The organism is Halomonas sp. NYA30, assembly GCF_976980765.1.
The window spans coordinates 644,984-659,131 of sequence record NZ_OZ334477.1 but is presented as its reverse complement, the minus strand read 5'-3'; the positions used below and the strand labels follow the sequence as shown (position 1 = coordinate 659,131).

Here is a 14,148-nt window from a genome sequence, read left to right as displayed (position 1 = left end):
CAACCATGAGTCTGCGGGTTATTTTGCGCATTTTAGGGCTGTTGTTGATGCTATTCAGCCTGACCATGCTTCCTCCAACGCTGATTTCACTTTGGTTTCGCGACGGCGTATGGAGTGCCTTTATTAGCGGTATTGCGATTTCGGTGGTGACTGGACTGCTGCTTTACCTGCCTAACCGCCGCGCGCAAAAAGAGCTGCGTATCCGCGACGGCTTTATTATCGCCGCGATGTTCTGGACGGTGCTGGCGCTATTTGGCTCGCTGCCGCTAATGCTGTTTGGCGAAGGCTCACTGAATATCACCGATGCGGTATTTGAATCGTTCTCCGGTTTAACCACTACCGGCGCTACCGTGATTACCGGCATCGACTTTCTACCCGAATCGATTCTCTACTACCGCCAGCAGCTCCAGTGGCTGGGCGGCATGGGGATCGTCGTATTGGCCGTCGCCATTTTGCCCACTCTAGGGGTTGGCGGCATGGCCCTTTATCGCACCGAAATACCGGGGCCGCTAAAAGACTCCAAGCTCACCCCACGTATTACCGAAACCGCCAAGGCACTGTGGTATATCTACGCCACGCTTACCCTCGCCTGCATGATCGCCTATATGTTGGCGGGCATGAGCTGGTTCGATGCGTTAAGTCATAGCTTTTCGACCGTCGCCAACGGCGGGTTTTCTACCTATGACGCCAGTATCGGCTATTTTGATAGCGCCACGATTGAAATGATCTGCATCGCCTTCATGCTTATTTCTGCCTTCAGCTTTAGCCTGCACTTTATCGCCTGGCGGGAAAAAAGCCTGTTGCACTACTTTCACGACCCTGAAGCACGTTTTTTGATGCTGTTTCTGCTCGCCTTGTCTGTAATCACCGTGTTGTCGCTGTTGTTAACCAATACCTATGACACACTGCGCGGGCTACGCCACGGGGTTTTCCAAGTCGTCTCGGTCGCCACCACGGCGGGTTATAGTGTCGCCGACTTCTCCATGTGGCCTGGCGCCCTACCCTTTCTGCTGTTTGTCGCGGCGTTCGTCGGTGGCTGCTCCGGCTCTACCGGTGGCGGCATGAAGGTCATTCGGATTATCTTGATCCTTAAACAGGGCATGCGCGAGATTATGCGGCTGATCCACCCCAATGCGGTGATTGCGGTCAAAGTGGGCAAAGTCAGCGTGCCCGACAGCATTGCCCAAGCGGTATGGGGGTTCTTTTCGGTTTACATGTTGCTGTTCTTTATAATGTTGGTCGGGGTGATGGCGACTGGGGTTGACCAGGTAACGGCTTGGTCCACTGTGGGGTCAGCGCTCAATAACCTAGGCCCAGCGCTGGGGGAAGCAAGCACCCACTATGGTGAGATGCCGATGCTAGCGAAATGGATTCTGGTACTCGCCATGCTGCTCGGGCGACTGGAAATTTTTACGGTCCTAGTGCTGTTTACCCCCGCTTTTTGGCGGCGTTAAGCCCTGCATATCAGACATGCACTTCAGACCCCTTATTGATCTTGAGAGCCATTAATGTCCCACGAAGAAACGTCCCATCAAGACACGCCTCACCAAAAGACTGGGCCGCAGGCGGAAATGCCGGCCGCACTCCCGGCCACCAGTGGGCCATTAACAACGTTCACTATCGGTGAAACCCGCTACACGCTGTTGGGTACGGCCCATGTGTCGGCAGAAAGTGCCGACGATGTGCGCAAACTGATAGATAGCGGCGCCTTTGATGCGGTGGCCATCGAACTCTGCGATGCTCGTCACCACAGCATGTCGAACCCAGACGCCATGGGCGAGCAGGACCTGTTTCAAGTATTCAGGGAAGGCAAAGCGGGCATGGTCGCGGCGAGCTTAGCGCTTGGCGCTTTTCAACAGCGTATTGCTGACCAATCCGGCATTCAGCCTGGGGCCGAAATGCGCGCTGCCGTTGAAGAGGCCAGTCGTCTCAAGCTGCCACTGCTGCTGGTTGACCGCGATGTAGGCGTGACGCTAAAGCGCATCTACCGCAACGTGCCCTGGTGGCAGCGCTTTTCGCTATTTTCAGGGCTTATCGGCAGCGTGCTCTCGCGTCAGGATGTCTCTAAAGAGGACATCGAAAAACTCAAAGAAGGCGACATGCTGGAAGCCACCTTCAGCGAGTTTGCCGCCGAATCCGAAGCGCTTTATTCGCCGCTGATTCGCGAGCGCGACCGCTACATGGCGCTACGGTTAGCCGAAGAGGCGCCGCCAGGGCGCTACCAGCACGTGCTGGTGGTGATTGGTGCAGGCCACTTAAAAGGCACCGGCGAACACTTGGAAGCACCGCTGCCCGCCGACCCAAAAGTAGAGCGCGAATCATTGGAGGCCACCCCGCCACCGTCCAAAATTTGGAAGGCGCTGCCCTGGCTGATTACCGCGTTAGTGCTCACCGGCTTTGCGATTGGCTTCTCGCGCAATACCGGACTTGGCTGGCAGCTGGTGCTTGAGTGGTTCTTGATTAACGGCATTCTCTCTGGCGGTGCGACGATTATCGCCCTGGCACACCCCGTTACCGTAATTGCCACCTTCTTTGCCGCTCCGCTCACCTCGCTGAACCCCACCATTGGCGCGGGCTTCGTGGCCGCTGGGGTTGAGCTGTATATGCGTAAACCCAAAGTGCGCGATTTTTCATCGCTGCGCCACGATGTGACGCAATTAAAAGGCTGGTGGCAAAACCGCGTGTCGCGCACCCTGCTGGTGTTTATTCTCGCCACACTAGGCTCTGCGGTGGGCACCTGGGTAGCCGGGTTCAGAATCGCCGGCGCCCTGTTTGGCAACGCGTAAAACGCCCTCACAGCGCTCATTCCTCTATGGGCGCTGCTTCTTGTTTGGCTAACAGGCGCCGCATCGCCGCGGTCGGCGAGTCGATTTTGTGATGCAGTCGGCTCGCCGCGTAGCTATCGTTAAACACCTCAAAGTAATCATCCAGCACATCCGCAGCGACCGTATCTCCGCCCTGACGCAGCAGCTCAATCGCCACTTCCGCAGTACAAAGGTGCGATTTTGACGCCGGTTTGCGCAGCCGATAACGCGTCTCCCGCTCGGTTCTCAATGGCAGCACAGGCAATGCATCCAGATAGGCGCTTTTACGGAACATGCGCCGCGCCTGACGCCAGGTGCCATCCAGAATGATAAATACCGGAATGCGCGTCTGCGCTTTCGCCGCATGCACCGCTTCGATACCCACCACCCGATCCGCGTAGTCGGGCTGGTCATCGGGAAAAATCACAAAGGGAGCATAGCGAGGGTCTTTCAACAGCGCTGACAGCTGTGCATCCGGCGCCGTACGGTACCAGGTAAAGATTCGCGTCTCGCTAAGCACATCACCAATCAAGCGACCGGTATTCGTCGGTTTGTAGTGCTCGATCGAATGCGTTAACAGCCATACCTGAGCGACGCTTTCCGCCTTCACTTGATAGGGGCACAAACAATTAAGCACCGGTAAATTGCACCCTTCACAGCGCGTGACAAAACTGCCGCGCGCTTTGAATTCACGCCTGGGCGGGCGCGGATGCTCAGCAGCTGAATAATGATTTACGGTGTCATGATCAATAGAGTGATCGTTCAAAGCACTCTCATCAGCAGAGCTTTTAAAAGCAGACATCCGCGCTCCAAAGAGTGGGGGAAACTAAGAGTGAAAAAGGGCGCAGAGTATAAATGAGCGCGACGTCCTTTGACGAATATTTCCAACACCACCGTAAACCTAAAAAACTCTCAACATTGACACCCAAAGCGCAACGCCGCTAAAGTCTCGTCAACTAATACAGATAATAAGGTTTACAGATGACCGTACCTCACGAACAGTTCCTTAATGAACAACGCCACGACTGGACGCTAGAAGAGATCAACGCGCTTTTCGCGCTGCCGTTCAATGATCTGCTGTTTCAAGCCCAGCAGGTTCACCGTGCCCACTTCGATGCTAACGCCGTGCAGGTCTCTACCCTGCTATCGATCAAGACCGGCGCCTGCCCGGAGGATTGCAAATACTGTCCGCAGTCCGGCCACTACAACACCCAGCTTGAAAAAGAGAAGCTGCTGGAGATTGAAAAGGTCGTCGAACAAGCCAAGGCAGCGAAAGAAGCCGGTGCCAGCCGGTTTTGCATGGGCGCCGCCTGGCGCAGCCCGCGGGATAAGGATCTACTGCTGGTCGAAGAGATGGTTCGTCAGGTGAAAGCCGTGGGCCTGGAGACCTGCATGACGCTGGGGATGGTCGACGGCGAACAGGCCAGCCGACTGGCCACGGCGGGTCTCGATTACTACAACCACAATCTGGATACCTCGCCGGAGTTTTACGGCGAAATCATCACCACCCGCACCTACAGCGACCGGCTGGAAACGCTCTCCAACGTGCGTGATGCAGGCATGAAAGTGTGCTCCGGCGGCATTCTCGGCATGGGCGAAGATGCCAAAGATCGTAGCGCCCTGCTGCAACAGCTGGCCAAGCTCTCCCCGCACCCCGAATCCGTGCCGATCAATATGCTGGTGAAAGTGCCCGGCACACCGCTGGAAAACGTCGAGGATCTAGACCCCATTGAGTTCATCCGCGCCATTGCGGTCGCCCGCATTATGATGCCGCAAAGCCATGTGCGGCTCTCTGCTGGCCGCGAGCAGATGAACGAATCGACTCAGGCGCTGGCATTTTTGGCAGGCGCCAACTCGATCTTCTACGGCGACAAACTGCTGACCACCGGCAACCCCCAAGTAGATCGTGACCGTGCGCTGTTTGCCAAGCTGGGCCTGCACCCTGAGAAGCGCGAGACCTGCGAAAGCGAAGATATCCAAGCGGCACGCCTTGCCCAACAGGCACAGCAGCAGGTGCACGCCGAACGCGTTGCCGAGCTGGCGGTAGACGCCAGTGTCTGAAGCGTGGCAACAGCGTCTGGCCGACGCCCGCGCTGATCGTCAACAGACGGAGCGTTGGAGAACTCGGCAGGTAGCCAAAAGCAATACCCTCGACTTTGCCGGTAACGACTACCTAGGCCTCGCTCAAGACCCGCGCGTTAGCGAGGCCCAGGCAGCGGGCGCTCGCCGTTACGGGGCAGGTGCAGGCGCTTCGCATTTGGTCAGCGGTCATCTGGAGGTTCACGACGCCTTGGAAGAAGCGTTAGCGCGCTGGACAGGCCGCGAACGTGCGCTGCTGTTTTCTACCGGCTATATGGCCAATCTAGGCGTGCTGCAGGCGTTGGCAGATCGCCATACCGCTATTTTCCAAGACCGACTCAACCACGCGTCGCTAATCGATGGCGCCGTATTAAGCGGTGCCCGCTCGCGTCGCTTTCATCACCGCGATGCTATTGATCTGGAAAGCCTGCTGGCGCGCAGTGAGTGCGCGCATAAGCTAGTGGTCAGCGATGGCGTTTTCAGTATGGATGGCGATATCGCCGACATTGCCACGCTGGTCGAAGTCAGTCGGCAGCACAACGCCTGGCTGATGATCGATGATGCCCACGGCGTAGGGGTGCTAGGCGACAATGGCAGCGGTTGCGTGGGCAGCACCTGGAACAGCACCGAAGTACCGATTTTGGTTGGCACCCTGGGTAAAGCATTAGGCACCGCTGGGGCTTTTGTAGCCGGGGATGCCGAGCTAATCGAGCACTTGATTCAGTTTTCACGTAGCTATATCTATACCACCGCCCAGCCTCCGGCCATCGCCGCCGCGACGTTAAAAGCGCTGGAGATCGTTCAGGGTGAACCGGAACGCCGTGACCAGCTAAACGCCAATATCGCTTACTTTCGCCATGAGGCGCTGCAACTGGGGCTACCGCTCAGCGAGTCGGCCACCCCCATTCAACCGCTGATCCTGGGCGATGAAACGCGCACCTTAAGCTGGGCGTTACAGCTACAGCAAAAGAGCATACAGGTGGGGGCGATTAGACCGCCAACGGTGCCCAAGGGTGAATCCCGTCTGCGTGTGACTTTAAGCGCTCGCCATCAGCACGACGACATTGATCAACTGTTAGCCGCGCTCCACCACTGCCAGCACCAAGAGGCGTTATGCAGCCCCTTCGTTTAATTCTGCTCTCCGGCTGGGGAATCGACCAGCGTATTTGGCAGCCGCTCGAGGCGCACTGGCCAAGCGACCTAGCTGCAGCTGCCCAGGCAGTAGAGTGGCCCGGCTACGGCGATACGCCTCCCCTTGCGGCCAACGCGACGATACAAGAGCTGGCAGACGCGATGGACGAGTCGTTAGCCAGCGATGCGGTCTGGGTCGGCTGGTCATTGGGTGGGCTACTGGCGACGGCGCTACTGGCATATCTCCCCCCACCTCGGGGCCTGATTCTGCTCGGTGCGGGGGATGCATTCTGTGTCAGAGACGAGGTCAGCGCCAAAGGTGGCGTCACTAGTGCCGAGCTGAGTGCCTTTCAGCGCGCCTTTCAACGCGCTCCCACCGCGACGTGGCAACACTTTTTGCGCTGGCAAACCCAAGGGGAGCCCAGCCCTCGGCAGGCTTACCGGCAACTGCATGATTTGCTGGGTGATACGCCCCCCGCCGATATCGCCACCTTAGCTTCCGGTCTGCACTGGCTGGCGTCGATTGATAATCGCCCAAGGCTAGCAGCGCCCCCTTGCCCGGTAATACGCCTCACCGGCGACCATGATCCTTTCATCAGCCCTGCCCAGCGCCTCATAAGCGAGCCCTTAAGCGATGTCGGCCACTGCCCGATGCTCTCGCAGCCACAGGCACTCGCCACCACGATTGGCCATTATGCCAACCAGATGGCTAACGCCAGTATGGCGGTTTTATGATCGACCTAACGCTGAACAGTGAGATCAACTGGCAGGCCCGGGTCGCCCACGCTTTCTCACGAGCCGCTCCCCGCTACGATGCGCTAGCCACTGCACAACGCCACATAGGCGAGAAGCTTTGGGGTTCGTTACCTCCACGCGCTTTTAACGTGTTGGATATGGGGTGCGGCACCGGCTTCTGGACTCAACGGCTGGCTGAGCGCTACCCCAAAGCCTGCGTAACGGGGCTAGATATCGCCCCCGGCATGCTGGAACAGGCCCGCCAGCGCCACGGTGAAAGCATCCACTGGCAACCGGGCGACGCTGCTGCCCAGCCATTTGATAAGCGTTCATTTGATCTGGTGTTTTCCAACCTGGCGGTGCAATGGTGTCGCAACATTGGTGCGGTGATGGCTGAGCTTTACCGGATTCTCACGCCCGGTGGGCTGGCACATATTACGACGCTGCTGCCCGGCACCCTGGAGGAGATCGCCTTTGCCTGGCAGCGCCCCGAAGCGCTGCTGCAAACACCTGATCGCGCCAGTGTCGAGAGGGCCATCGATGAAAGCGGCTTAACCATTGCCCGCCAGGCGGCCACCGTTGAACGCTTCTATTACCCTGACTTGAAGGCGGTGATGGCATCTATCAAAGGTGTCGGCGCCCAGATTGCCCGGCCACAAGCCAGCCTTAGCCGAAATGACATCGCCGCCGCACAAGCGCGCTTTGAACAACGCCGCCAGCCGGAAGGCCTACCCGTGAGCTACCACTGCTTAACGCTGCAATTGGAAAAATCGCTATGAACGTTTGGTTTGTGACTGGCACCGATACCGATGCGGGTAAAACCCTGGTGACCAGCGGGTTACTATATGCCGCCCACCAACAGCAGTTGAGCACGCTAGGCTTAAAACCTATCGCCTCGGGCAGCCAAGCCACGCCTGAAGGCTTGCGGAATAGTGATGCCCTCGCCCTTCAGCATCAAAGCGTGCCGCCGGTCCACTACGCCACGGTGAACCCCATCGCCTTTGCCCCGGCCATTGCTCCTCATCTTGCCGCGTTAGAGGCGGGCCAGCCGCTTGAGGTGAGCGCTATTACTCACTTGCTGCGTGAAACGCTTACCCAAACATCCAGAGACTTCACTCTGATTGAAGGCGCCGGTGGCTGGCGCGTGCCGTTAAACGCGCAGGAAGATTTTGCCGATCTGGCGATGGCGCTTGAGCTGCCGGTGATTCTAGTGGTTGGCCTAAAGCTGGGCTGCTTGAATCATGCCCGCTTAACAGCAGAAGCCATTCGCGCCGACGGCTTGGTAGTAGCAGGATGGGCAGGCAGCGTAGTTGACCCCGTTTTTGCAGCTGACACGGCCCGCTTTGAGGCCAATATCGCCCATCTAAACGCCAAACTCGCGGCCCCCTGTTTAGGCATTGTTCCTCATCTAGATGACCCCGACGCCGCAACTGCCGCCCCCTACCTCTCCCTGGAGCCGTTATGAACACGCCGGTTTGGCATCCTTATGCCCACTTAAAAACCCAGACGCCCGCGCCCAAGGTGGTGGGCGGTGACGGTGCCCACTTTGTGCTCGAAAGCGGCGAGCGTCTGCTGGATGCCACCTGCTCCTGGTGGTGCATGATTCACGGCTATGGCCACCCCCGTTTGGTGGCGGCCATCCGCGAACAGGCAGGTGAGCTTTGCCATGTGATGCTAGGCGGCTTGACGCATGAGCCCGCCGATCAATTAGCTCGTGAGCTGGTGCGCATTACCCCGGACGGGCTGAATCATGTGTTCTATTCGGATAGCGGCTCGGTGGGCATGGAAGTGGCGATGAAAATGGCCCTCCAGTACCAGGTCCTCACCGGCCACCCCGGCAAGCGAAAGATGCTCTCGTTGATGAAGGCCTACCACGGTGACACCACCGGCTGCATGGCAGTGTGCGACCCGGAAGAAGGCATGCACAGCCTGTTCGCCAGCCTACTGCCACAACACCATTTCGCCCCGGCGCCCACGGCCCCTTTTGATGCCACCGCTGAACAGGTCGAGCACGACCTTAGCGCCCTGCGTCGCGTACTTGAGCGCCACCATGATGAAATCGCCGCCCTATTGATGGAACCGCTTTTACAAGCAGCAGGCGGGCTCAACATGACCTCGCCGGACTATGTCACTGGCGCCAGGGAACTGTGCGATGAGTTTGGGGTGCTGCTAATTTTTGATGAAGTCGCCACCGGCTTTGGCCGCACCGGCAAACTGTTTGCCGCCGACCACGCGGGCATCACGCCGGATATCATGGTGCTCTCCAAAGGCTTGACCGGCGGCTATTTGGGTCACGCCGCTACGCTCGCCACGGATCGTGTCCATGACGCCTTTATCGGCGACACTCCCCAGCACGCTTTTATGCACGGGCCTACCTTTATGGGCAACCCGCTGGCCTGCCGCGTGGCGTTGGAGAGTCTGCGCGTCTTCGAGGAAGAGAATTACCTGGACAAGATTGCCAAGCTCAGTCAGCAACTGCAGCGTGAACTACTCGAAGATCAGGCACTGAATGCACATCCGGCCGTGGCTGACGTTCGCGTGCTCGGCGCCACCGCAGTGATCGAAGCGCACTCCGCTGAAGCGTTAAAGGGCGTAGGTGACTTCGCCCGCGAGCGCGGCGTATGGCTGCGTCCCATTGGTCGCTGGCTCTATACCATGCCCGCCTACATTACTTCTGAAGCGGAAATCTCCCAGATTACCGATGTAATGAAGGCGTGGTTTAGCCGCAGCTAAAGCGAGGGCTATGACAATAAAAAATTACCCTGCTGCTTCCAGCGATTTACCAGCGCTGGAACGCCTTCTCCGGCAGTAGTGTTAATTGCCAGCACACCCGGCGGACTGAGCATATCCGCCTCCGGGTCGACCAGTGCACAAGGTGTGTCGTAGTCAATGTATGAGAGCAGCGAAGCGGCAGGCATGACGGCCAGCGACGTGCCAACGACCAGCAGAAAGTCAGCCTGGCTAACAAGGTCGCAGGCCTCCGCAAACAGCGGCACCGACTCGCCAAACCAGACCACGTCGGGTCGAAGTTGGCTGCCCTTGTCGCACACGTTGCCCAGTTCGATGCCCCCTTTCGGCAGCGGGTAGCGCATGCGCTCATCGATTGATGAACGTGCTTTTAAAATCTCGCCGTGTAGATGTAGTACATGGCGAGAGCCTGCACGCTCATGAAGGTCATCAATATTCTGGGTAATAATGCTGACGTTAAACCCCTCTTGCTCCAGGGCAGCCAGCGCCTTATGGGCCGCGTTGGGCTTGGCACGACGTATCTGTTCACGACGCTGGTTATAAAAATCCAGCACTTGCTGCGGATTGCGCCGCCACGCCTGAGGGGTGGCGACATCTTCAACCGGATGGTTCTCCCATAGCCCGTCGCTGGCACGGAAGGTCTTGATGCCACTCTCGGCACTAATCCCAGAGCCGGTAAACACCACCAAATGCGGGCTTGCTGCCATGCTTACCTCATCGCTTGTGTTTCATTGGGCCTAAAATAGAAGCCTAATATACCAGTTGGCCTATCGTACCCACGAAACGCTGCTTATTTCGATAGGGGTATACGTCGATGACCCGGCCATCGATGATCGCCTGCTGCAGCTCCAACCAGTAATCCGGGTCGAATAACTCTGGATGCTGCTCCATAAACAGGCGGCGCAATTGAGGGTTGGCAAACATGAAAGGGCCAAACTCCTCCGGGAAAATATCGTTAGGGCCGATGGATAACGTCTCGCCCCCCTGGAAGTCATTGCCATAGGATTTCGGAAGTTGTCTGAAACGGCATTCAGTGAGATAGCAGACCTCATCGTAGTCGTAGAAGATCACCCTTCCATGGCGCGTCACGCCAAAGTTTTTCAGCAGCATATCGCCGGGAAAGATATTCGCCGCAGCCATCTGCTTGATGGCATTGCCGTAATCCTTAAGCACCATCTCCTTCTCTTGCTCGCTGCACTGCTCCAGATAGATATTCAGCGGCGTCATCATGCGCTCGGTGTAGCAGTGTTTGATAATCACCTTATCGTCTTTCAACACAACAGTAGAGGGCGCCACTTCCAGTAAGTGCGCCAGGCACTCCGGCGCAAAATGATCCTGGCGGACAATAAAATTGGAGAACTCTTGAGTATCGGCCATGCGCCCTACCCGGTCATGGCGTTTTACTAGCCGATACTTTTCGCGCACCACGGCGTGGGTCACGTCTTTAGCCGGGTCGAATTTATCTTTAATGATCTTAAACACGGTGCGAAAACTGGGTAACACGAACACCGCCATTACCATGCCGCGCACGCCTGGGGCGATAACAAATTGATCCTCGCGCTTGGCGACCTGACGATTCAGGGCTCGGAAAAACTCGGTTTTGCCATGTTTGAAGAACCCGATGGCAGCGTAAAGCTCGCCTTCCGGTTTGTGCGGCATCAGCTGCTGCAGGTAATCGACAAACTCCCTGGGTACCGCGACCTCCACCTGAAAATAAGCGCGGGTAAAGGAGAAAATAATCGACACTTCATCGGTTTCGATCAGCACCGTATCCAGGTGTAGGCAAGGGTCGCCCCCCTTCTGCTCGCCAAATCCCTCGCCGTGGAGTACCGGCAGCACCAGCGGTACTTGCTCTCCACCGCCACGAATACGCCCGACCAGATAAGCCCCTTTATTGCGGTAGAAAACGCTATTTAGCAATTCGATTTCCGCATCGCCGGTGTTCAAAATCGCCGAGGGTAAGTGCTGCTGTAAGAAAGTGGCGCCGAGATGGGTATCCTGGTCTATTTCCGCAAAACGGTTTTCGAAAGGCGCATCGATAAGCGCCCATTTGAGGGCAGCCTGCCAGTCGCCATTCACCTGTTTGCGACGGCAGAGATCAATTCCCGAGCGGTGGGCGGCATCCTCACGAGAGCTATACACAAACATCCAATCGTTACGGATATGGCGGTGATGGAAAATCGCACAGAATAGCGAGTTAAAAAAGGTCTCGGCTAGTTCGTAATCGAGCCGGTGGCTGATCAGTTCGGCGTAGTGGTTGCGCGCCTCGCGCCAGCACTCGCAGTGGGACACCACGTCAGGATCGAAAGTACGCTTCAAGCGCCCAAGCGTAACGTCGATCTTTTCCTGATAGAGATTAATTCGCTCCGCCGAGGCTTGCTGAGCGTCACGCCAGGCAGCGTCGCGGAAACGACGACTGGCATCGGCAGTGATCTCTTTAAAGCGCGCACGATACTCATCGAAGCCATGCAAAATCGTTGTCGCTAAGCGGTACGCAGGTGAGTGTTTCACGGGCCGGGCTCCTGATCATTTTTACCAGCTTCGCGTAACTGGAAGCTACATGCGAGACGACCTTGGTGGGTAGCCAATGCCTAGTTAGCGCATGGGTTCGATACGTTTGATCTGAAGGCAAAAAGGCCCTGCGGTGCGGTCTGCAATTAAAAAGCCGAGTTGGTGAATCTCGCTGGGCGTTACGGCTGGGGCATAACTCAATAGCGTTCCTCGCCGCACCGCTTCAAAGGCGCTCCAGGGGAAATGCAGCGTTTCCCAGCTATCCTGAGCAGGCGTAAATTTCACTCGGTACGCTGAGGCATCGCCAAGGGAGGTACTTTTTAGGCGAAGTTGGTAGGTGCGCCCATCCCCCCGCACGGTTAGCGCTATGCCCTGGGCATCCGCTAGCGTTGGCTCGAACCCGTTGGGCTCGCGGCGAACGGAGGCAAAACCACCGCCGTTTTCCAGCGATACCTCGCCCTGGAAGCGACCTACGCCATCGCTAACGCAAAAACCACTTTTTGAAACGCCTCCCATCACGCCATCATCCACGGCATACCAGCGCTGTTGTTCATTAGGACTATCAAATGTTAACGCCATGACGACTCCTTCTCATCAGCCAAAAAAGCCTCTTTGCCACAAGGCAAAGAGGCTTGGTCAGCCTAGGCGATTAGGCTTGTAAATTACAGCTTCGCTGTCGAGACCGCTGGGTCTGAATCACTATCATCCAGCTCCTCAGGTGACGCGACTACCAGTGCAAACTCCTCCTCAGCGGTTTTCGCTACGAGGTGATTCTTGCTGTAGAGGAAGAAGTAGGCTGCGCCAACAATGAACAGCACGATGGTGTAGTTAAAGGCGCGTGGGTCGAAGGCGTATACCCCGGTAAGCGCAACCAGGGAAAGCACCAGTGCAATCCCTGAGGTAACGACACCGCCAGGGGTTTTATACGGGCGCGGCAGGTCGGGTTGCTTTACCCGCAGTAGAATATGGCTGAGTGCCATGAGCGCATAAGAGATCGTCGCACCGACTACAGCCATTCCCAACATCAGGTCGCCTTCGCCGCTCAACGACACCAGAAAACCAAACACGCCGGGCACGATTAGGGCCAGATAGGGCACTTTACGGCCACTGGTCAGCGACAGTGCCTTGGGGAGGTACCCCGCCCGAGAAAGCGCAAAGACCAACCGGCTGTAGCCGTAGATAATCGAGAAGAAGGAGGCGATAAGCCCCGCTAGGCCCAGCACGTTCACCAACGTGGCCAGGGTCGGGTTGCCCGCCGCGTTCAGTGCATCCACCAACGGTACGCCGCTTTGGCCAATCATTTCGGCACCCGCCGCACCGGCCAGTAGCACCACGACTAACAACGCAGTGAAGAGCAGAAACAGCATCGCCGCGATAATGCCTTTGGGCATATCCCGGGCGGGGTCTTTGGCTTCTTCTGCCGCTAGCGGTACGCCTTCCACCGCCAGGAACAACCACATACCAAAGGGTAGCGCCGCCCAAACGCCGTACCAGCCAAACGGCATAAAGGTGCTGGCGCCCGCCGCATCGGTGGGGGCAATATCAAACAGGTTGGCAGCGTCGAAGCTGCCAATTAGCGCGACAGCAGTTGCCAGAATAGCGAATACCGCCAGGCCGCTAATCACCATCATGACCTTGAGCGCTTCCCCCACGCCTGCCAAGTGGATACCAATAAACACGGCGTAGAAAATCAGGTAAACCAGCGGGCCGTTAATGCCGATTAACGCCTCTACCGCGGCACCGATAAAGATCACAATCGCCGCTGGGGCCAAGGCGTACTCGATCAATACTGCAAGCCCCGTTAAATAACCACCGGCAGGCCCCATTGCCTGGCGGGCAAAGCTATAGCCACCGCCCGCTGCAGGAATCGCCGCGGACATTTCCGCGAGGGACAGCACCAGGGCCAGATACATCAGCGCCATCAAACAGGCCGCTATCGCAAAGCCACCCCAGCCCGCTTCGGCGATACCAAAGTTCCACCCGGCGAAGTCACCGGAAATGACGTAAGAAACCCCAAGCCCCGCCAGCAGTATCCAGCCAGCGGTGCCTTTGCGCAGTTGGCGTTTTGCCAGATACGCCTGATCAATCGATGGTTGTGTCATCGTTTTGCCCTTTCAGTGTGGAACGAAATCGTCGTCAG

General features: G+C 57.4%; 13 protein-coding genes. 8 read left to right on the top strand and 5 right to left on the bottom strand.

The genetic code is table 11. The annotated features are described in order from the left end of the window. The first annotated feature begins 5 nt into the window (after positions 1 to 5). Both ACWI0H_RS03030 and ACWI0H_RS03025 read left to right on the top strand, forming a co-directional pair. On the top strand, positions 6 to 1,454 hold the full coding sequence (locus ACWI0H_RS03030) for a TrkH family potassium uptake protein (RefSeq protein WP_485874765.1): 1,449 nt from the start codon (positions 6 to 8) through the stop codon (positions 1,452 to 1,454). A 54-nt stretch (positions 1,455 to 1,508) separates the two neighbouring features. Further along, on the top strand, positions 1,509 to 2,786 hold the full coding sequence (locus ACWI0H_RS03025) for a TraB/GumN family protein (protein ID WP_485874763.1): 1,278 nt from the start codon (positions 1,509 to 1,511) through the stop codon (positions 2,784 to 2,786). 16 nt (positions 2,787 to 2,802) lie between these two features. Here the strand turns inward: ACWI0H_RS03025 and ACWI0H_RS03020 are convergent, their stop codons facing one another. After that, a complete protein-coding gene (locus ACWI0H_RS03020; RefSeq protein WP_485874761.1) occupies positions 2,803 to 3,606 on the bottom strand; it encodes a tRNA-uridine aminocarboxypropyltransferase in 804 nt (267 codons plus the stop codon). A 179-nt stretch (positions 3,607 to 3,785) separates the two neighbouring features. Here ACWI0H_RS03020 and bioB point away from each other — a divergent pair, with 179 nt between their 5' ends. The 6 genes from bioB to bioA are packed head-to-tail and all read left to right on the top strand — an operon-like array spanning position 3,786 to position 9,482. Then, positions 3,786 to 4,865, top strand: coding sequence for a biotin synthase BioB (bioB, locus tag ACWI0H_RS03015; protein WP_336274840.1), 1,080 nt, complete (start codon positions 3,786 to 3,788; stop codon positions 4,863 to 4,865). Continuing rightward, a complete protein-coding gene (gene bioF, locus ACWI0H_RS03010; protein WP_336274839.1) occupies positions 4,858 to 6,015 on the top strand; it encodes an 8-amino-7-oxononanoate synthase in 1,158 nt (385 codons plus the stop codon). Before bioB ends, bioF begins: the two co-directional genes overlap by 8 nt. Next, the gene (locus ACWI0H_RS03005; RefSeq protein WP_485874759.1) at positions 5,997 to 6,749 is read left to right on the top strand and encodes an alpha/beta fold hydrolase; all 753 of its coding nucleotides are present in this window, start codon (positions 5,997 to 5,999) and stop codon (positions 6,747 to 6,749) included. The genes bioF and ACWI0H_RS03005 overlap by 19 nt, the downstream gene beginning before the upstream one ends. Then, a complete protein-coding gene (gene bioC, locus ACWI0H_RS03000; protein ID WP_485874758.1) occupies positions 6,746 to 7,528 on the top strand; it encodes a malonyl-ACP O-methyltransferase BioC in 783 nt (260 codons plus the stop codon). The genes ACWI0H_RS03005 and bioC overlap by 4 nt, the downstream gene beginning before the upstream one ends. Next, a complete protein-coding gene (gene bioD, locus ACWI0H_RS02995) occupies positions 7,525 to 8,214 on the top strand; it encodes a dethiobiotin synthase (RefSeq protein ID WP_485874757.1) in 690 nt (229 codons plus the stop codon). Before bioC ends, bioD begins: the two co-directional genes overlap by 4 nt. Then, positions 8,211 to 9,482 (top strand): adenosylmethionine--8-amino-7-oxononanoate transaminase, encoded by a 1,272-nt coding sequence (gene bioA / locus ACWI0H_RS02990; RefSeq protein WP_485874756.1) that lies wholly within the window; start codon positions 8,211 to 8,213, stop codon positions 9,480 to 9,482. The genes bioD and bioA overlap by 4 nt, the downstream gene beginning before the upstream one ends. An 8-nt stretch (positions 9,483 to 9,490) precedes the next feature. On the opposite strand, the gene ACWI0H_RS02985 is transcribed toward bioA, so the two are convergent. The 4 genes from ACWI0H_RS02985 to eat all read right to left on the bottom strand — a co-directional run bounded on the left by ACWI0H_RS02985 (position 9,491) and on the right by eat (position 14,110). Continuing rightward, entirely contained in the window at positions 9,491 to 10,204 is a 714-nt protein-coding gene (locus ACWI0H_RS02985) for an SIR2 family NAD-dependent protein deacylase (RefSeq protein WP_485874755.1), read from the bottom strand. A gap of 43 nt (positions 10,205 to 10,247) precedes the next feature. After that, positions 10,248 to 12,008 carry a bifunctional isocitrate dehydrogenase kinase/phosphatase gene (gene aceK, locus ACWI0H_RS02980; RefSeq protein WP_485874754.1) on the bottom strand — a complete coding sequence of 587 codons (1,761 nt, stop codon included), beginning with the start codon at positions 12,006 to 12,008 and terminating at the stop codon, positions 10,248 to 10,250. Positions 12,009 to 12,092: 84 nt separating this feature from the next. Next, entirely contained in the window at positions 12,093 to 12,587 is a 495-nt protein-coding gene (locus ACWI0H_RS02975) for a CIA30 family protein (protein ID WP_008959797.1), read from the bottom strand. 83 nt (positions 12,588 to 12,670) lie between these two features. Continuing rightward, positions 12,671 to 14,110 carry an ethanolamine permease gene (gene eat / locus ACWI0H_RS02970; RefSeq protein ID WP_336268935.1) on the bottom strand — a complete coding sequence of 480 codons (1,440 nt, stop codon included), beginning with the start codon at positions 14,108 to 14,110 and terminating at the stop codon, positions 12,671 to 12,673. Between the last annotated feature and the right edge of the window lie 38 nt (positions 14,111 to 14,148).

Coding starts and splice junctions, on each gene's coding strand:
- ACWI0H_RS03005 (WP_485874759.1), top strand. CDS start 5,997: ATGCAGCCCCTTCGTTTAATTCTGCTCTCCGGCTGGGGAATCGACCAG.
- ACWI0H_RS03030 (WP_485874765.1), top strand. CDS start 6: ATGAGTCTGCGGGTTATTTTGCGCATTTTAGGGCTGTTGTTGATGCTA.
- bioD (WP_485874757.1), top strand. CDS start 7,525: ATGAACGTTTGGTTTGTGACTGGCACCGATACCGATGCGGGTAAAACC.
- bioC (WP_485874758.1), top strand. CDS start 6,746: ATGATCGACCTAACGCTGAACAGTGAGATCAACTGGCAGGCCCGGGTC.
- ACWI0H_RS03020 (WP_485874761.1), bottom strand. CDS start 3,606: ATGTCTGCTTTTAAAAGCTCTGCTGATGAGAGTGCTTTGAACGATCAC.
- ACWI0H_RS03025 (WP_485874763.1), top strand. CDS start 1,509: ATGTCCCACGAAGAAACGTCCCATCAAGACACGCCTCACCAAAAGACT.
- ACWI0H_RS02975 (WP_008959797.1), bottom strand. CDS start 12,587: ATGGCGTTAACATTTGATAGTCCTAATGAACAACAGCGCTGGTATGCC.
- ACWI0H_RS02985 (WP_485874755.1), bottom strand. CDS start 10,204: ATGGCAGCAAGCCCGCATTTGGTGGTGTTTACCGGCTCTGGGATTAGT.
- bioA (WP_485874756.1), top strand. CDS start 8,211: ATGAACACGCCGGTTTGGCATCCTTATGCCCACTTAAAAACCCAGACG.
- eat (WP_336268935.1), bottom strand. CDS start 14,110: ATGACACAACCATCGATTGATCAGGCGTATCTGGCAAAACGCCAACTG.
- bioB (WP_336274840.1), top strand. CDS start 3,786: ATGACCGTACCTCACGAACAGTTCCTTAATGAACAACGCCACGACTGG.